We start from the raw sequence: 18417 nt of genomic DNA, 5'->3' as shown, positions 1-18417 counted from the left end.
AGCTATGTTTTACGTGATTTTAAGAAAATCTACAATACTTGCAAAGGTTTGTTCGAAGCCGATAAAACTATGATCGCCTCCAAATTCAACGTGTTGCTTACACTGAGAATAATAGTTAACCGCCTGCTGAAAAGGCAGTACTTCATCGCCCGTTTGCTGTAGCAAATAAAGCAATGAAGGAGTGTCTAATTGCGGCAAATATAAACTGCGCAATGCATCCATGTGACGAGTACCAAGTTCGTAATGACTATCTTGATACGGGTTATAATTTTGCCCTAAATAGTTATTGAGTAACTCAAATGGGCGAACCGCAGGGTTAATCACCACCGCAGGTATCGAATAACGTTGCGACAGATAGGTCGCATAAAAACCGCCTAATGAACTACCTAGTAATACAGTATCATCATTTAGCAATTGTTCTAATTGTATAATTGCATGTAATGGCTCATGGGTTAATCGCGGCACCTGATAATCAACATCGAATTGCGCCATATGTTCACCAAAGCGCACGGCTTTGTAAGACTGTTCAGAACTATTAAAGCCATGAATATAAATTACCCGTTTAGCCATACTACATCCGTGCTTAACTGCAATTTTTGCTGTGCATCAACATTTAAGTTGATGACACGAAATGCGGGGCCTAAATCGTCTTGCTGCCATGCCATCGTGTGCTTGGTAAATTGTATCGAGCTGGCTGGTGTAGCAAACACGCTAAGATCTCGGTAGGTTTGCGTGTATTCATGATGCACATGACCATGAAACACACCAATACACTGCTCACTATTAACACACATGTTTAAAAACTGTGGGCCATTTTCTAGCATATGTTTATCTAAATAAGCTTGAATTGGCAACGGATTATGATGACAAAACACCACGCTTGGAACTTGCCCTATTGCTTGGCTTAATTCATTCAAATGCGTGTGAGTTACCCAACCTGCTGGCGTCGGACCTTTTGAGTTTGCTAAAAGCAGTTGCCCACCTAAAAACGTAATGCGTTTAATGTTTAAAATTTGCGGGCTTGTAAGCTTTTCATATTCAGCGAGTTCATCATGATTGCCAGGCAACCAAAATACCGGGCAGCTGAGCGCTGAATCTGTAATTAATTTAGCAAAAAGTTGATAAGACTCGCTGCTGTGATCTTGTGTTAAGTCGCCACCAAACACCACACAATCAGCATCTAGCTCAGCAATGGCATGTAAACAGCGCGCAAAATACGCAGCCGTATTCACGTTAAAGTATTCACCCGTTGTGTCTTTTGATAAGTGGCAATCAGTGATATGGGCAACTTTCAGTGCTTTTTTATCAAAATGATAGCGGTCACTAAACCAAGCCATTATTTACATCCCAATTTAAAACTGCTCGGCCATTTTCAACACAGGCAACCAACCAGTCATACAAAAAGGCATTAAGCTGATACTTTTCATCTTTTTGGTGCATACTCGGATTCGGGTACGCGTATGAGGGCTTGATACGTTGATGAAAATCATGATGGATGATTTCAGCCACTTTCGCATCATGATACATACGGACCGTTAGATATAGAGGCTGTAATGAACTCAATTGTCCAGTTTCTTGATTAATAGAGATATCGGTGGTGTATTTAGCCGTATCGTCCACTTTTATCACAAAAGTGCTCTGACCTAACTGAACTTTTCGCTCCTGCCCTACCAAACGCTCACGTGGCAATAATTTTAGTGCACGCGCATAGTTGTGTTCACACAATGTTAAGTACTTGGGTAAACTTTGAATATAGCGCTGTTCGGCAGTGACGTAGGCCAAAATAATCCCCTATTTATTGTTCCAATCAGACAGTATACGTTGCTTATTAAGTGCTAACCACTGTAATGAGATCACAGTTGCAGCGTTATCAATTTCGCCTTGCTCTAAACGTAGCATGGCCTCTTGATATGACATTACATGGGTTTTGATATCTTCATCTTCATTATCTAGACCAAAAAGGCCACCTTGATACCCAGATAAGTCAGTGCGCGCAAAATATAAGTACAAACGCTCAGTCGTACCACCAGGGCTTGAAAGATACGACATCATAAATTCGAGCTCATTAAGTTCAATGCCCGCTTCTTCAAACGCTTCTCGCTTGGCAACCTCTTCGTAGTCAGTACTACCATCAGCCATGCCAGCGATACACTCAAGTAACCAAGGAGACTGCTTTGATGCCATTGCACCAATCCTGATTTGCTCAATAAGCAACACTTGATCAGTAACAGGGTCATAAGGAAGTACAGCTACAGCATGGCCTCGCTCTAAAATTTCACGCTTAATCTCCACCGATTTACCACCAGCAAACAGCGCATGATGAAAGCGATACACATTAATTTTAAAAAAACCATCATAAACTCGCTCAATTGGCTTTAACTCTATGTCGTCATGGCTAAATTGTGAGATTGCTGATATTTTCATTCACTATTTCCTGTAAGTATTACGTAAAATTTATCGTCAATTATATTCTGTTACACTTGGACATGTAGATTTACGTAATTTTTTTTTGGTTATTCATTAAAAAAGAGTACCATGTTGGCAGTACGAAATTGTCTAAGGACTGAACAAAAAATGAAAAAAACATTACTCGCTGCGCTGATTGGTTTTTCTAGCGCATTGACTGCAACAGCAAGTAACGCTGAAGACCTACTTCAAGTTTACGAGATCGCAACCGCGAACGATCCTACCGTACTTAAAGCAAAAGCCCAAGCAGATGCGCAAGCCTATGAGAGCGATCGCGCGTTAAGTGCACTATTACCACAAATTGGCTTAAGCCTTGGCTATGAAAAAACCAAGTCGGACCTATACGATGGTAATGATGCTACAGGCTATGCTGGTTATGATTATGACCCTGACGTTTTCAGTCGTGGCCTTAGCTTAAGTCAAACATTGTTCGATTTAGGTGCATGGAACTCACTTGGTATTGCAGAAAAACAAGCATTACAAGCAACTGCACAGTATGACTTTGCACGCCAAGACCTAATCGTTCGTGTTGCTGAAGGTTATTTCAATGTATTAAGCGCCATTGATAACCTTGAGTTCGTGCAAGCAGAAAAACGTGCTATCGAACGTCAGTTACAACAAACTAAAGAGCGTTATGCGGTAGGTTTAACTGCGATCACTGACGTTCATGAAGCACAAGCTCAGTTCGATAACTCAGTAGCACAAGAAATTGTGGCTAAAAATAGTGTTGAAACAGCACGTGAGCAACTTCGTGAAATCACGGGTAAATACCACGCTAAGTTAGATGTATTAAATACAGACACCTTTTCGACGGTTGCACCTAATAAACAATCAACTGACTTTATAAAAATTGCCGAAGACAACAACTTAAATCTGCAAGTATCTAAAGTAACGGTTGATATTGCAAAAGACCAAATCGATTTAGCAAAAGCAGGTCACTATCCTAAGCTAACTTTGAACGCGTCTTATGGTGATAGCCTGACAGATTTAAACAGTAATTCACATCAACCACGTGAAGACAGTGCAAAAGTGGGTGTTAACTTCAGCTTACCTATTTATTCAGGTGGAGCAACGACAGCAGCAACAGATCAAGCTCGCGCTTACTATGTTGCAGCAAGCGAAGACTTAGAAGCAAGCCTACGTGCAGTGACACGCTCAGTGATCACGTCATATAATCAAGTGGTCTCTGACATCGCAACTTACAAAGCACTTCAACAAGCTGTTGTTTCTGCAGAAAGTGCGCTTAAAGCAACTGAAGCAGGCTTTGAAGTTGGAACACGTACTATCGTTGACGTATTGATCAGCACACAAAACCTGTATAACGCAAAAAGTAACTTAGCGAATGTTCGTTACCGTTATGTTGTTTCTACACTACGCTTGAAACAAGCTGCCGGTACCCTAACTAGCGAAGACCTTATTGCAATTAATCAGGGTTTAAAAGAAATCTAATTATTTCTTCTAATTGAGTCCTTAAATAAAAGCCAGCCTAGCGCTGGCTTTTTGTATTTTTAAAGACATACAGTTAAACTAGCTTTTTTATTTTTAGAGATTTTTTTGTGGTTAGTTCATCTCCGTTTAAAGCGTCTTTTTTAGGCCCACGTTACTGGTTAACTTGGATTGGCGTGTTCTTTTTATATCTTATCTCTTGGTTACCACACAAATTACAACTTGCACTAGGTAAACTACTTGGCCGTTTAGTGCACCGCTTTATGAAACGCCGTCGCCATATCGCTGAGGTCAACATTCGTTTATGTTTTCCTGATATGCCAGAACATCAACAGCGCGAATTAGTTCGTAAAAATATGGAAAACACCGGTATTGCCATGATGGAAACTGGCATGGCTTGGTGGTGGCCCGAGTGGCGTGTAAAAAAAGTATATGGCTCCATTAAGGGCCTAGAATACTTTGAGCAAATCCAGCAATCAGGAAAAGGGGTATTGTTACTTGTACCGCATATTCTTCATTTAGAAATGGCAAGCCGTGTCATGGGTTTAAAACACCAAGGCATTGGTTTTTATCGCCCTCATAATAATCCTTTGATGGAATACTTTACGACGAATGGGCGCTTACGCTCAAACGAGTACTTAATTGGCAAGCGAGATGTAAAGGGTTTACTAAAAGCACTTAAAAATAAAAAAGTGTGCTATTACCTTCCTGATCAAGATTATGGCCGTAATCGCTGTGAGTTTGCGCCTTTTTATGCAGTAAAAGAGACAGCAACAACAACAGGGACTTTGCTTTTCGCTAATAGCAAAAACTGCGAAACTGTCAGCCTAACCAGCCGACGTGATGAACAAGGTCGCTACCATTTAGAAGTACTGCCTATTTTGCACGATTTCCCAAGTGGCGATGATCTAAAAGATGTAACACGTGTCAATCAACGAATGGAACAAGCCATAGATAATGCCCCAGAGCAATACATGTGGTTACATCGACGTTTTAAAACGCGCCCTGATAAGAACGCACCTTCTTATTACAAGTAGAGTGACAATTTTTAATTAGTATGTTTTTATTAAGGTAATAAACAACAAGAGTATTAGAAATGTGGTTCTGGGTTAAGCATTTATCATTAGCTTTTATTTTAATTGCTGCTGCAATCTACTTTTTATTCGGTAGCGGTCCGGTATTTGATATGAAAGAAACAAAAAATGCCGCTGCTCAGGGGTTGTCTCGCTTTTATTCTGCGTTACGTAACCAAGTAAACAGCAAAGATAACGAACGTGATAAATACGTTCTCAAGTTACCAACACCTGAAACAAGTTTAGATGTTGCACTATTTGAGCGCGAAAAAGTGGTTGAACCATCGTCACCAAACTGGACCGGCGATATTCAACCGCGCCGCTTTGAAAATGGTAATACGTTAAAAGACGTGCTCTCTGATTATGCCCGTAATGAAGACATTGTACTTTATTGGTATTTAAGTAAAGACTATGTCGTTAAAGATCATTTTCGTGTTGATAGTAATTTTGTTTCAACACTGTATCAGGTTGGCCGTGCCATCAATGACGACTTCGAAAATGAGGTTTATACCTTCTTTTGTTTTAAGCAAAGAGCAGCTGTTATCACTGAGCTCCCCTCTGCTTATGTGCGCGAGAACTGCCGCCGCTTAAAAAGCTAACAGCACTTCTAATACCATTTCGTTAAGTATTATTGCTGTTTGCTATAAATACTTGCTGCCACGCGTTACTAACCAATGCTACGTGCTGAGTTAGCTCAGCACGTGGCGCACAACGACCTTGCTGATCTAAACTCATTACATGATAGCGTGAGCGATAGGTAATATATGCCTCGACTAATTCCTGCTGTATTTGCTCTGTGATACAACCTAAACGTGCAGCATCAGCTAAAATGCGCACGTTATCAGACCAAGTGGTTAGCTCTGGATGCTGCATCGCATTATTCAGCACCAAATATTGAGTGATAAACTCAATATCTGTGATACCACCTCTATCTTGTTTTAAATCAAACAGTTCATCATTCCCTTTCGCTAGGTGAGTGCGCATTTTTTCACGCATCTCGATGACCTCTTTTTTCAGCTTTTCTGTATCACGTGCTTGGCACAACACATCTTTACGGATCGCAGTAAAGCGCTCGTGTAATGAAACTTGCCCATAAATCATGCGTGAACGGACTAAAGCTTGGTGTTCCCACGTCCATGCTTGAGTTTGCTGATAGTGATAATAACTTTCTAAATTAATAGCCAGTAAGCCCGATGCCCCTTCGGGACGTAAGCGGGTATCAAGTTCATACAAAATGCCAGACGCAGTTCGCGTGTTGAATAAGTGCATTAGTCGCTGCGCGAGCTTTAAATAAAACTGACGTGAATCAATTGATTTATCACCGTCGGTATAACTACTGCCATCGTGATTATGCACAAATACCAGATCAAGATCTGAGTCGTAGCCAACTTCAAAGCCGCCCGTTTTACCATATGCAATAACTGCAAAGCCCTTTTCTTGATCAGAAGTATTGGCTGGCCGACCAAAGCGCTCAACACAAGCATGCCAGGCAATATTGACCGCTTGCTCTACAATAGCCTCAGCAAGCGCAGTAAGGTGATCGCTAACCTTCATCACACTAAGCACACCAGTTGCATCGGCGGCAGCAATGCGTAACTGATGCGTTTGTTTAAACTGACGAAGTGCTTCCATTTGCAGCTCTAAATCGCCATGTTCTATACGCAAGAAATACTGCCTAATTTCATCTTTGTAAGCAGATAAAGGCGTCGGTTTATAGAGCACCTGAGGATCAATCAGCTCATCAAGTAAGATTGGGTAACGCGAAATATGTTCACCAATCCATTTACTATGACAGCAAAGTGCAACCAGTTGATTTAATGCACCTGGATTTTCATATAACAGCTCAAGGTAAGCGGTTCTAGAAATAATTTTATTCAGCACTTGGCTTATCATGTTAAATGCTTCGCCACTTGCCTTGGCAACAGTAAGCTGTTTAAGCAACAGTGGCATTAATTTGTCGAGAATATCTCTGCCGCGCGTGCCTATTTTCGCCTTCGTTAAACGCGCTTTAAAGTCTTCAAGCGCCGCTTGCCAGTCATGGTTAGGCTCGCACATCAAACTAACATCTGTCATCTCCCACGCGCTAATATACTCACTTTCACAGAGATCTGCGCTCTCACTTTCAAAGCCAATGACTTGCTCAAACTCATTATGTACTTCAGCCATCACCTGCTCGATTGCAGCTAGGCAATGGCTAAAATCAGCCTTATTAAGTAAATAACAAAGGCGCTGCTGATTAAGCTCATCATCAGGTAGTGTCTGAGTTTGTTTATCAGCAAAAATTTGTAAATACTGCTCTACACGGCGTAATTCTAGGTAATTCTGTTTTAACAATTGCGCTTCCGTGGATGTCATAACTTGATTATTAACCAGCTCTTTTAGAGCCAACAGTAATGACTGCGTTTGCAAGTTTGCTTCTCGACCACCACGCACCATTTGCAGAGCTTGCACTACAAACTCCACTTCACGAATACCACCTGCACCGAGTTTTATGTTATTGGTTAAACGTTTACGACGTAGTTCTTGAGCAATCATATGCTTCATTTTTCTAAGTGACTCAATCACTGAAAAATCAATATAACGCCTGTAAACAAAAGGCCTTAACAGTTCGTAAAACTCGCTCCAATAGCGATTCTCAGTACCAATTAAACGCCCTTTGAGCATGGCATAGCGTTCCCACTCTCGACCTTGTTCTTGATAATAATCTTCCATAGCATGAAAGCTCATCACCAATGGACCACTTTCGCCAAAAGGCCGCAAACGCATATCTACTCGAAAAACTTGGCCGTTCACTGTTGTCTGGTTAAGCGCCATAATTAACTTTTGCGCTACCTTGGTATAAAAAACTTGAGCTTCAACTGAACGACGACCACCTTGTGTTGCAACATCTCGAGGATAAGAAAAAATGAGATCGATATCCGATGAATAGTTAAGCTCTCTTCCTCCTAACTTTCCCATACCAAGAACCAACATAGGGATGGCATTTCCGTCAGCATCAACTGGAGTGCCGCTTACTTTAGCAACTTGCGCAAAAGCCCATTGATTTGCGCTGTCAATAAGCTGGTTTGCCAGCTCAGAGATATAAGCAATGCTGTCAGCAATTGGGTTTGCACAACACAAATCTAGATACGCAACTTTCAACCAATATTTTTCACGATATAAACGCAATTTTGCCATTGCTGCTGAATCGTCAAGTTCACTTAGGTCACTGTTACTTAATGGCGACTCTACCACGCGGTTAGCACATTCTGTTTCATCAAGTAACCATGTTCTCAAAGCCGGCTGTGATTGTAAGCAGTGCCAAGCAAAATCACTTAATGATAATAACTTAGCGATATTTTCGTCGACATCTTGATCAGGGTATAAGCTAGTAAAGCGGGTTTGGCCTAACTGTTGAACTGACGTTGGAAGCGGATACGAATTACTCATTAAATACTCTCTTTTAACTTGCCAATAACCGTACTAGAATGATTATCAAAGATTTATTTAGCAGGGATCTGCATGTCATATTTATCATTATCTAACACTAGTTTAGTCGCGATTGCTATTAGTTTTGCGGTTATTTGTATCACCATAGTACTGCTGCGTATCCTAACGCAAATAAAGGCAAAACAAGCCCTTAAAGAAGAACTGGCGCAACATGATAATTTTGCTATGGGAATAAGCTTTGCCAGTGAGATCTTAGTTGTCATTGCTACCATTGCTTACATCTTTGATGAAATAAGTCTAAGCGCGGCTCAATCAAACCCTTTAAAAGTATTGATACTCATTTTTTTATTGTTCTCTTTCATAAAAATTGGTCATTTAATACACCGAAAATGGATTTTATATCGCTTTAACGAAGAAGCGGCTATTTTAAAACAGAATGTCTGCGCTGCGCTGGTTGATTCAGGTATGCTGATAGCTAACTGTATCATTTGTCTTGGTTTATACAATTGGTCGCACACACAAGGCTTTAGTAGTTTACTTATTGCTACCGTTAGCTTTTTTGTTATACAAGGCATGTTTGCTCTTGATACTAAGATCCGCGAGTACCGCTTTGCAAAAGCCAACCAAGGGGCATCGCTGCAAAGTAATTTCAATTTAGAAAACACATCTATCGGCATACGTTATGCCGGGAAATCGATCGGTCTAGCACTTTCTGGTTACGCTGGTCTTTCCAGTGCATCCTTTATTAGTGGTAAGATGGTAGAAAATTTATTCACTTTAGTATCACATTGTGGTGCTATGTGGGTGTTATTGTATGTTTTGAGCTACATTATTAAATATATTTCCTTACCCAATATTGATACATCTCTGGAAGTTGATCACCAAGATAATATTGGAATTGCGTGTATCGAATTTGCCGTTTTTGGTGCTATAGGCTATTTACTAATTAGTATGTTTTCAATTTGATCAGAAGTGTTTGAATCGTGGGGCTTTATGCCAAATAAAATTAATAATTTTTTATTAGTCGATATCGACAATGAGTTTAGTCGAGCATTCGCTGAGCATTATTTTGCTAAAGCTGAAAGCTCTACACTTGTTGTGGCTGGTGCTAATAGCCGACAAATGGTCAAGCTGATGTTCGATGAACTAATTAAAGATTATTGCTACTGCGATTTTAGCAATGAAATAAGCGTTTCTGAGCTAGCCAGCTATTTGCACGAGCATCACACAATACAGGGAGTACTCATTAATCTTACTGATTACCAACTGGCTGATGATGCACAAAAGTTTATTTATAATTCATTACACAAGATAAGGTACTTAGTTCAACAAGACGAGCAAGGTTTTAGCTTTACCCCCTGCCCTGATGCTGCTCATATTAACCACCTTTCTTGCCAATCTGAGATTGCCGAAACTACCGCTCACGTCTTAAGTGCAAAAGACGACCTTAAATAACAAATAAATAATTGCACCTAAACCGCTGTATACTTACCATATTGCTAAAATTATTGATAAGTGACAGCCATGCGAGTACCTCATATTTACCAACCTTCAGCGATTTCTTTAAACACTCCTGTAGCACTTGATGATGATGCAGCAGGTCATGTTGGCCGAGTGTTACGTATGCAAGTCGGAGATAAAGTATCTATTTTTAATGGCGAAGGTGGTGAATACCTCAGCGAAATCATCGAGGTCAGTAAAAAAACAGTCGTTGTTGAGCCGCAAGAGTTTATCGAGCACGACGTTGAATCACCACTTAAAATTCACTTGGGCCAAGGCATCTCTCGTGGCGATAAAATGGATTTCACCATTCAAAAATCGGTGGAATTAGGTATCACTGAGATCACCCCTATTTTTAGTCAACGCTGTGGTGTAAAACTAAGTGGCGACAGACTGCAGAAAAAACACCAACAATGGCAAAAAATTGCAATTGCTGCAGCTGAGCAATCTGGCCGTAACTTCGTGCCTGTTGTGCATCCACCTATCGATATAAAAGAGTGGTTAGAACAAGCTAGCGACGCAATTAAACTTACCCTTCATCCACGCGCTGAGCATAGTATTAAAACCATTGAAGTGCCCAGCGAAGGTGTGCGCTTTTTAGTTGGCCCTGAAGGCGGTTTTACTGATGAAGAAATTAACATTGCAAAGCAACAAGCCTTCGTTGATATTCGCTTAGGCCCACGCGTACTTCGAACAGAAACAGCCGCACTGACTGTTTTAAGCGCATTGCAATTACAGTTTGGCGACTTAGCCAATTGAAAATGGTAAAAATACCCATATATCAAAGTTACTAAATACAGTATGGCACTTCGATTCTAAGGCAAAAATATGGCAATTAAGTTAGGCATAATCTCTGATCCAATTAGTGGCTTTAACATTAAAAAAGACACTGGCTTCGCAATGATGATGGAAGCACAAAAACGTGGCTACGAACTTTATTACATGGAAATGGACGACCTGTCACTGCGTCAAGGTCAAGGCTATGCAACAGCTGCCAAAGCCCGTGTATTTGACGATGTAAATCATTGGTACGAATTAGAAGAAAAAGCCACCGTTGCCCTTGCTGATTTAGACGTGATCTTAATGCGTAAAGATCCACCTTTTGATACAGAATATATTTACGCAACCTATATTTTAGAGCGCGCAGAACAAGCTGGCACATTAGTTATTAACAAACCGCAAAGTTTGCGTGATGCAAATGAAAAACTGTTCACCGCTTGGTTCAGTGAACATACGCCAGATACATTAGTAACGCGAAGCCAAGCAGATATTCGCGCATTTTTAGCTGAGCATAAAGACATCATACTAAAACCACTTGATGGTATGGGTGGTGCCTCTATCTTCCGTGTTAAAGAAGATGATGCCAATATTGGTGTAATTTGCGAAACATTAACCGAGCACGGTAGCCGTTTTGCAATGGCACAAAACTATATTCCTGAAATCAAACAAGGCGATAAACGTGTCCTTGTCGTTGATGGTGAAGTTATGCCTTACTGCCTAGCTCGAATTCCACAAAATGGCGAAACGCGCGGTAATCTAGCAGCAGGTGGCCGTGGTGAAGCTCGCCCTATTAGCGAATCAGATCGCAAAATCGCCGAAGCAGTCGCACCAACGTTAAAAGAAAAAGGCCTTATTTTTGTGGGCTTAGACATCATTGGTGACCGCTTAACTGAAATCAACGTCACTGCGCCGACTTGTGTAAAAGAAATTGAAGCCGCGTACGACATTTCTATCACTGGTAAGTTATTTGATGCCATTGAGAGCAAACTGAGCCATACTTAATCTAAACAACAAAAGGGGCGACCTATGCAGTCATTAGAGAATCATTTCTTAATCGCGATGCCAAGCATGCAAGACCCTTTTTTTAAACGTGCTGTCACTTATATTTGTGAGCACAATCAAGAGGGTGCTATGGGGCTGGTTATTAATCAGCCTATTAATATTACTGTGGGTGAATTACTCGATAAAATCGAGATTGATAACGACAAAAATAAGCAAGCCGCAGGGCTTGCTGTTTATGCAGGCGGCCCCGTAAAAACAGACCGCGGCTTTGTGTTACATTCTCCTAAGCATGGCTATTCATCAAGCCAAAAGCTTAGCAGTGATATTATGATCACCACTTCAAAAGATGTGCTGGCCAGCTTAACCACTAATGAAGCACCTGAACAATTTATTATTACTTTAGGTTATGCAGGTTGGGAGCAGGGTCAACTTGAGCAAGAGCTGCTAGAAAATTCATGGCTTATCATAAAAGCAGATCCAGATATCATCTTCAACACCCCTGTTGAAAAGCGCTGGGAAAAAGCGGTATCCATGTTGGGGTTTGATGTAAGTCAGCTAAGCTCTGAAGCCGGCCATGCCTAACATAAATGAATTATTGAAACTATGACAAAAAGAACATTTAAGCCCGTAGGTGAGCGCACCGTTATGGGCTTTGATTTTGGCACCAAAAGTATTGGTATCGCCATAGGCCAAGAGCTAACCGGCACAGCCTCAAGCCTTCAAGCGGTGAAAGCCAAAGACGGTATTCCTGATTGGCAGCAAATAAAAAAGCAAGTAGATGACTGGCAACCAGATCTAATGGTAGTTGGTTTACCGCTTAATATGGATGGCAGCAATCAAGAAGTCACTTTTAAAGCCAAGAAGTTTGCAAACCGTTTGCATAATCACTTTGCTATCCCGGTTGAAACTCAAGACGAACGACTAACAACCGCAGATGCCAAAGCGCGTTTATTCGAACAAGGTGGTTACCGTAACCTTGGTAAAGGTAACGTCGATAATATGTCTGCGGTGATCATCTTAGAAAGTTTTTTTGAGCAATCTTATGGCGACTAACGCGCTTTGTTAATCACGGTATAGTCGTTTAAATCTGGAATAAAGCCTGCCTCTCGGTAGGCTTTTTCAATAGCGCTGCTATTACGAAGCTGCTGTAAGCCTTTTTGAATTGCTGCAAAGGCGGCTTTTCCGTCTGGATGCTTTTTCGAAATAATAAAGTGGCGGCTATCATTTAATTGCAATACCACGTTAGGCACTGCAACCAGTTCAATATTTTCCAAACTGTAACGATTATTGAGACTTGGCATTAAAGGCATCATCATAAAATCAACCCACTGCATCGATACCGTGCGGACTTGCCCAAGCCACTCATCTTCTCTGAGCAGCTCTTTGAGCGGTAGAGCCGATAACGTTTGCCAGTCAGTTTGCCAACGAGGTGTTGAAACCGCAGTTAATTGCTTAAAGTCAGCAAACTGCTTTAATTGCAGTGCTTTTTTATTGTTTGGGGACGTGAATATACCAGCAAAATATTCACCATTACGGATCACGGGATCTGAAATATACACAGACTCTGCAAGCTGCTTTGCATCTACTGACCACACACTATCAAAGCTAAGTAATAACTGGCCATCTTCTAACAGCTTGGTGTTACGGTAATTAGCATTACCTTTGTGATAGCGAAATGATTTATTGAAACCACCTAAGCTCAACGCTTGTTGAGCAATGATCATATCAACTACATCACGGCGGATGTAAGCTCCACTAAAGTCTTTTACTTCAATAGGTTTACGACCATTTAAGAAGCGACTGTAATCGTCATAAACATCATCGCGGATAAAAATAACAACATCTTCAACAACATTACTAGACGCCTCAAAGGCAGTTACCAGCAGTATAAAGGCAGCTATAATTATCCGCGAAAACATTATATATCGCTCTTCTCGTCAAGGCCGTCGATGGTAACACCTTGTAAGAAACCAGCACCTTTTTGCTCATTATTTTGCAACTTGATCATCAAGCGCAAGTCGTTTGGTGAGTCGGCATGATGAAGCGCATCAGCGTAATTAATTCTACGCTGTTTATAAAGCTCAAATAACGCTTGATCAAAGGTTTGCATGCCCATTTCTTTCGATTTCGCCATGGTTTCTTTGATAGAGCCAATATCACCACGTTTGATAAGCTCAGCCACCATCGGTGAGTTAAGCAGAATTTCAATAGCAGCAACACGGCCCTCACCATCGGCTGTAGGTATCAACTGCTGGGCAACAATGGCACGTAAGTTTAGTGCTAAGTCGTACTTTAATTTATCGTGCTTCTCTTTTGGTACTAAGTGCATGATACGGTCAATAGCTTGGTTGGCGTTGTTGGCGTGCAGTGTTGCTACACACAAATGACCGGTTTCGGCAAAGCTTAGAGCATATTCCATGGTTTCTTGGGAGCGTATCTCACCAATCAAGATAACATCGGGTGCTTGACGCAGTGAACTTTTCAGAGCGGATTCAAAGCTTTCTGTATCTAAACCAACTTCACGTTGGGTGATAATACTTTTACGATGTTCATGAACAAATTCGATCGGGTCTTCAATCGTTAAAATATGACCTCGCTGATTGCGGTTACGATAACCCAGAAGCGCTGCTAATGACGTTGATTTACCGGTACCTGTACCACCCACAAACAATACTAAACCACGCTTTGCCATGATCACATCGGTCAGTGTTGACGGCAGACCAAGCTCATTAACGTCCGGTATTTTCGTCACGATACGACGAATAACCATACCGGCACGATCTCGCTGCCAAAAAGCAGAAACACGGAAACGCCCTTCATCTGTCGCTATAGCAAAATTACACTCTTTAGTGTCATGAAATTCTTGGCGCTGCTTATCGCTCATCGCAGACTCAACTAAAGCCAGAGAGCTTTCATCAGAGAGCTTCTCATCAGTAAGATGCACAAGCTCACCATTGATTTTTGCACTCACTGGTAATTGGCTCGAAACAAATAAGTCAGACGCTTTTTTATCGATCATAACTTGTAAAAAGTGATTTAAAGGTAAAGACATCTTAAGTAACTCCGTTAGCCACCAAATTGAGTTTTATCTTGCGCTTTCGCACGTGCATCATTGGTTGTAATGATACCGAAGTTAACTAAGCTTGCTAAACATTGATCCATCGTTTGCATACCATGCGAAGCACCTGTCTGAATCGATGAGTACATTTGCGCAATCTTGTCTTCACGGATCAAGTTACGAATTGCAGGAATACCGATCATAATTTCATGAGCAGCAACTCGACCACCACCGACTTTTTTAAGTAATGTTTGCGAGATTACGGCACGTAATGATTCCGATAGCATTGACCGCACCATGTCTTTTTCTTCACCTGGGAATACGTCGATGATACGGTCGATAGTTTTTGGCGCAGAGGTAGTATGCAAAGTACCAAACACTAAGTGACCGGTTTCTGCTGCAGTCATCGCGAGGCGAATTGTTTCAAGGTCACGCAGCTCACCAACTAAGATAACATCAGGGTCTTCACGCAACGCACTTCTAAGCGCATTCGAAAAGCTATGCGTATCACGATGAACTTCACGCTGGTTAATCAAGCTCAATTTATTCTCATGTACGAATTCGATTGGATCTTCAATCGTCAAAATATGATGGTGCTTGTTCTGATTGATGTAATCGACCATTGCTGCCAGTGTCGTTGATTTACCGGAGCCGGTAGGCCCTGTCACCAACACGAGACCACGAGGGTTATCTGCAATGGTTTTAAAAATATCCGGTGCACCTAAATCATCTAGAGTCAGTACATCACTAGGGATAGTACGAAACACCGCAGCCGGGCCACGGTTTGAGTTGAATGCATTAACACGAAAACGCGCAAGATTAGGTACTTCGAAAGAAAAATCCACTTCGAGATTTTGTTCGTAGTCCTTACGCTGATTATCGTTCATAATATCGTATACCAGACTATTTACATCTTTTTGTTCTAATGCTGGAATATTAATACGACGTACATCGCCATCAACGCGTATCATAGGTGATACGCCTGATGATAAGTGTAAATCCGAGGCTTTGTGTTGCACACTAAAGGCCAATAATTCGGTAATATCCATTTATGACTCCACAACCAACTGATAATTATATGGTTACAATAGCAGAACGACTTACATCCGCCTATGCCAGAATTGCGCAAGCTGCAAAAAATAATCAACGTAATGAGCAATCAATAAACCTATTGGCTGTCTCAAAAACCAAACCAACCGACGATATCATTGCTGCTTATGAACAAGGCCAACGATTGTTTGGCGAATCTTACGTGCAAGAAGCAGTAACAAAAGTGGCTGCCCTTGCTGAATACAAAGATATTGTTTGGCATTTTATTGGCCCTATTCAATCGAATAAAAGTGCACTTGTTGCCAGCCATTTCGACTGGGTGCAAAGTGTTGACCGTATAAAAATAGCCAAACGTCTGAACGAACAACGTCCCTCGGATAAATCACCGCTGAATGTATTAATTCAAGTAAATATTAGTTTAGAAGAGGCTAAGTCAGGCTGCCACCCCGACGAGGTAATGACATTGGCAGAATTTATCAGTCAATGTGATAATTTATGTCTCAGAGGTGTAATGGCTATTCCCGCCAAAACGGACGATACGGCGCAACAATTACAATATTTTGAGCAATTAAGCGCTTGCTTTGATAAACTAAAGGCCCAATATCCCCAAGTAGACACCTTGTCGATGGGTATGAGTAATGATGTTGAAGCGGCAATTGCAGCGGGTTCAACCATGGTACGCATTGGCACGGATATATTTGGCCAACGAAATTAAAAGGTGATAACAGACATATGTCAGACAAAAAAATCGCATTTATAGGCACGGGTAACATGAGCTACGCCATTATCGGTGGCATGGTAAAGAACGGTTTTGCAGCTAAAAATATTATTGCAACCAATCGCAACCAAGAAAAATTAGCTAAGGTTGCTGCTGATTTCGGGGTGCAAACTACCGCGGATAACAACGCGGCACTTCGCGATGCAGATGTAATTGTCTTGTCTGTTAAACCACAAATGATGGGTGATCTTTGCCAATCATTCCAAGATTCTGGTGTTGATTTTAGCGACAAGCTATTTATTTCAGTGGCAGCAGGTCTTACCGTAAAACGTTTACGTGAAATGCTAGGCCAAGATGTGAAAATGGTGCGTTGTATGCCAAATACACCATCATTACTTGGTCGTGGCGTATCTGGATTATTCGGCGCAGATGAAACCGCTGAAGAACATGAGTTTGTTCAACAGGTATTCGAGTGTACAGGTATTGTTAAATGGGTAGAACACGAGTCTCAAATTAACGATATTATCGCTGTGACAGGCTCATCACCTGCTTACTTTTTCTTATTTATGGAAGCCATTGAAGAAAAAGCAAAAGCCCTTGGTTTTAGTGATGAAGATGCGCGCCGCTTAGTACAGCAAACGGCGCTTGGCGCAGCTGAAATGGCACTTTCACAACCAGATATCAGCATAACTCAGTTACGAGCAAATGTTACATCGAAAGGCGGTACAACTCATGAAGCGGTAGAGCACCTTAAATCACAAGGTTTAGTCGCTACAGTTGCTGATGCAATGGACGCCTGTATCGCTCGCGCTCAGGCAATGGAAAAAGAACTTTAAGCTTACTTTTTGAAGGTAAAACTATGCAAGCCATGCAATTTTTAGTTGGGATTGTTTTCGATCTCTTTTTAATGGTGGTCCTTTTACGCTTTTGGTTACAAACGGCAAAAGCGGACTTTTATAATCCAATTAGCCAATTTGTAGTAAAGGCAACATCATTTGCAGTAAATCCTCTTCGTAAAATTATTCCGGGATTGGGTGGCTTTGATATGGCATCGTTAGTCCTTGCATATCTTGTAGCCGTAGCCAAAATTAGTGTGATTTTACTGATGTTTTACGGTACCTGGTCTCCAGCACCTGTATTTGTATCTGCTTTAATGACTGTAATAAAAGAAGGCTTGAATCTGTTATTTTGGGTCTTAATAATTCGTGCATTATTGAGCTGGGTAAGCCAAGGTTACAACCCTATTGAGGCCGTTTTTCATCAGCTGACTGAACCTATGCTTCGCCCTATTCGTAAAATCATTCCACCACTTGGCGGTCTTGATTTATCGATTTTAGTACTGATCATTGGTCTACAGTTTTTACAAATCTTATTGATGGATTTTATAGGCTAAGTAATAACAACTACATCAAGAGGCCGAAAAGGCCTCTTTTGTTAAGTGAGATATAGCATGAAGCAAGTTATTTATTTTTCTTTGATTTTATTGAGTTTATTTACAACTCTTGCCCAGGCAGATGAACAAGCAGGCGCTCAGTATAAGGTACTTGGCCCTTGGGAAGTTCACTACATTGCATTTCCATCGACCTTTATTCAGCCTAGCATCGCCAAAAACTACGATTTAGACCGCAGCCCTAACAAAGGGATAATCAATATTTCGGTATTAAAAAACAGCGATAAAACAGCGCAGACGGCAACTTTAACAGGCACAGCGCGCAACTTGCTTGGCAATAAAAAGCAGCTTGAATTTAAAGAGGTTGTTGAAGGCGATGCAATTTATTACCTCGCGCAAATCGATTACAGCAACGAAGAAATTTACCGTTTTGATATCGAAATTAATCAAAATGGCAAAGTACAAACGCTGAAGTTTCAGCAAAAATTTTACGTAGATTAATAGA

Annotated in this window: 21 protein-coding genes; 13 read left to right on the top strand and 8 right to left on the bottom strand. The window is 41.1% G+C overall.

The features are described 5' to 3' along the window. Nucleotides 1–9: 9 nt before the first annotated feature. The 4 genes from QL229_RS05860 to QL229_RS05845 are packed head-to-tail and all read right to left on the bottom strand — an operon-like array spanning nucleotide 10 to nucleotide 2424. Nucleotides 10–570 (bottom strand): YqiA/YcfP family alpha/beta fold hydrolase, encoded by a 561-nt coding sequence (locus QL229_RS05860; RefSeq protein ID WP_281546552.1) that lies wholly within the window; start codon nucleotides 568–570, stop codon nucleotides 10–12. Continuing rightward, complete coding sequence (locus QL229_RS05855; protein ID WP_281546551.1) at nucleotides 555–1337, bottom strand: metallophosphoesterase; 783 nt, start codon at nucleotides 1335–1337, stop codon at nucleotides 555–557. The genes QL229_RS05860 and QL229_RS05855 overlap by 16 nt, the downstream gene beginning before the upstream one ends. Next, complete coding sequence (locus QL229_RS05850) at nucleotides 1324–1782, bottom strand: DUF1249 domain-containing protein (protein ID WP_135923622.1); 459 nt, start codon at nucleotides 1780–1782, stop codon at nucleotides 1324–1326. Before QL229_RS05850 ends, QL229_RS05855 begins: the two co-directional genes overlap by 14 nt. Nucleotides 1783–1791: 9 nt before the next feature. Further along, nucleotides 1792–2424 (bottom strand): NUDIX domain-containing protein, encoded by a 633-nt coding sequence (locus QL229_RS05845; protein ID WP_281546550.1) that lies wholly within the window; start codon nucleotides 2422–2424, stop codon nucleotides 1792–1794. Nucleotides 2425–2574: 150 nt separating this feature from the next. On the opposite strand from QL229_RS05845, the gene tolC reads away from it, so the two are divergent. The 3 genes from tolC to QL229_RS05830 all read left to right on the top strand — a co-directional run bounded on the left by tolC (nucleotide 2575) and on the right by QL229_RS05830 (nucleotide 5584). After that, nucleotides 2575–3915, top strand: coding sequence for an outer membrane channel protein TolC (tolC, locus tag QL229_RS05840; protein ID WP_281546549.1), 1341 nt, complete (start codon nucleotides 2575–2577; stop codon nucleotides 3913–3915). Nucleotides 3916–4022: 107 nt separating this feature from the next. Next, nucleotides 4023–4949 (top strand): LpxL/LpxP family Kdo(2)-lipid IV(A) lauroyl/palmitoleoyl acyltransferase, encoded by a 927-nt coding sequence (gene lpxL / locus QL229_RS05835; RefSeq protein WP_281546548.1) that lies wholly within the window; start codon nucleotides 4023–4025, stop codon nucleotides 4947–4949. Between the two features lie 59 nt (nucleotides 4950–5008). Beyond that, nucleotides 5009–5584, top strand: coding sequence for a TcpQ domain-containing protein (locus QL229_RS05830; RefSeq protein ID WP_199526094.1), 576 nt, complete (start codon nucleotides 5009–5011; stop codon nucleotides 5582–5584). Between the two features lie 22 nt (nucleotides 5585–5606). Here the strand turns inward: QL229_RS05830 and glnE are convergent, their stop codons facing one another. Then, nucleotides 5607–8414 (bottom strand): bifunctional [glutamate--ammonia ligase]-adenylyl-L-tyrosine phosphorylase/[glutamate--ammonia-ligase] adenylyltransferase, encoded by a 2808-nt coding sequence (glnE, locus tag QL229_RS05825; RefSeq protein ID WP_281546547.1) that lies wholly within the window; start codon nucleotides 8412–8414, stop codon nucleotides 5607–5609. A 72-nt stretch (nucleotides 8415–8486) separates the two neighbouring features. Here glnE and QL229_RS05820 point away from each other — a divergent pair, with 72 nt between their 5' ends. From QL229_RS05820 to ruvX, 6 genes are all read left to right on the top strand, one after another. Continuing rightward, nucleotides 8487–9380, top strand: a complete 894-nt coding sequence (locus QL229_RS05820; protein ID WP_135923616.1) for a hypothetical protein — start codon at nucleotides 8487–8489, stop codon at nucleotides 9378–9380. A gap of 27 nt (nucleotides 9381–9407) precedes the next feature. After that, nucleotides 9408–9869, top strand: a complete 462-nt coding sequence (locus tag QL229_RS05815) for a hypothetical protein (protein WP_135923615.1) — start codon at nucleotides 9408–9410, stop codon at nucleotides 9867–9869. Between the two features lie 69 nt (nucleotides 9870–9938). Further along, nucleotides 9939–10673 (top strand): 16S rRNA (uracil(1498)-N(3))-methyltransferase, encoded by a 735-nt coding sequence (gene rsmE, locus QL229_RS05810; protein WP_281546546.1) that lies wholly within the window; start codon nucleotides 9939–9941, stop codon nucleotides 10671–10673. A gap of 69 nt (nucleotides 10674–10742) precedes the next feature. Beyond that, nucleotides 10743–11696 (top strand): glutathione synthase, encoded by a 954-nt coding sequence (gene gshB / locus QL229_RS05805; protein ID WP_135923613.1) that lies wholly within the window; start codon nucleotides 10743–10745, stop codon nucleotides 11694–11696. Between the two features lie 24 nt (nucleotides 11697–11720). Then, entirely contained in the window at nucleotides 11721–12278 is a 558-nt protein-coding gene (locus QL229_RS05800) for a YqgE/AlgH family protein (protein WP_135923612.1), read from the top strand. 21 nt (nucleotides 12279–12299) lie between these two features. Next, nucleotides 12300–12749 (top strand): Holliday junction resolvase RuvX, encoded by a 450-nt coding sequence (gene ruvX / locus QL229_RS05795; protein WP_135923611.1) that lies wholly within the window; start codon nucleotides 12300–12302, stop codon nucleotides 12747–12749. On the opposite strand, the gene QL229_RS05790 is transcribed toward ruvX, so the two are convergent. Genes QL229_RS05790 through QL229_RS05780 form a run of 3 tightly spaced genes read right to left on the bottom strand, consistent with a single transcriptional unit; the run spans nucleotide 12746 to nucleotide 15803 of the window. Further along, complete coding sequence (locus tag QL229_RS05790) at nucleotides 12746–13615, bottom strand: hypothetical protein (RefSeq protein ID WP_235381787.1); 870 nt, start codon at nucleotides 13613–13615, stop codon at nucleotides 12746–12748. The two genes, ruvX and QL229_RS05790, sit on opposite strands and share 4 nt — an antisense overlap. Next, complete coding sequence (locus QL229_RS05785) at nucleotides 13615–14748, bottom strand: PilT/PilU family type 4a pilus ATPase (protein WP_135923610.1); 1134 nt, start codon at nucleotides 14746–14748, stop codon at nucleotides 13615–13617. Before QL229_RS05785 ends, QL229_RS05790 begins: the two co-directional genes overlap by 1 nt. A 14-nt stretch (nucleotides 14749–14762) precedes the next feature. Next, the gene (locus QL229_RS05780) at nucleotides 14763–15803 is read right to left on the bottom strand and encodes a type IV pilus twitching motility protein PilT (RefSeq protein WP_135923609.1); all 1041 of its coding nucleotides are present in this window, start codon (nucleotides 15801–15803) and stop codon (nucleotides 14763–14765) included. A 2-nt stretch (nucleotides 15804–15805) separates the two neighbouring features. Between QL229_RS05780 and QL229_RS05775 the strand changes: the two genes are divergently transcribed. From QL229_RS05775 to QL229_RS05760, 4 genes are read left to right on the top strand one after another with little or no spacing between them, the layout of a single operon-like run. Then, entirely contained in the window at nucleotides 15806–16519 is a 714-nt protein-coding gene (locus QL229_RS05775) for a YggS family pyridoxal phosphate-dependent enzyme (RefSeq protein ID WP_135923608.1), read from the top strand. 17 nt (nucleotides 16520–16536) lie between these two features. After that, nucleotides 16537–17358 carry a pyrroline-5-carboxylate reductase gene (proC, locus tag QL229_RS05770; protein WP_138557180.1) on the top strand — a complete coding sequence of 274 codons (822 nt, stop codon included), beginning with the start codon at nucleotides 16537–16539 and terminating at the stop codon, nucleotides 17356–17358. 23 nt (nucleotides 17359–17381) lie between these two features. Beyond that, nucleotides 17382–17915, top strand: a complete 534-nt coding sequence (locus tag QL229_RS05765) for a YggT family protein (RefSeq protein WP_135923606.1) — start codon at nucleotides 17382–17384, stop codon at nucleotides 17913–17915. A gap of 57 nt (nucleotides 17916–17972) precedes the next feature. Next, nucleotides 17973–18413 carry a DUF4426 domain-containing protein gene (locus QL229_RS05760; protein ID WP_135923605.1) on the top strand — a complete coding sequence of 147 codons (441 nt, stop codon included), beginning with the start codon at nucleotides 17973–17975 and terminating at the stop codon, nucleotides 18411–18413. The last annotated feature ends 4 nt before the right edge of the window (nucleotides 18414–18417 follow it).

Origin of the sequence: Pseudoalteromonas sp. PAR1 (genome assembly GCF_947311895.1) — a bacterium.
GTDB classification, from domain to species: Bacteria; Pseudomonadota; Gammaproteobacteria; order Enterobacterales; family Alteromonadaceae; genus Pseudoalteromonas; species Pseudoalteromonas lipolytica_C.
The sequence above is the reverse complement of the archived record's forward strand: the minus strand, read 5'-3'. Positions and strand labels throughout refer to the sequence as shown.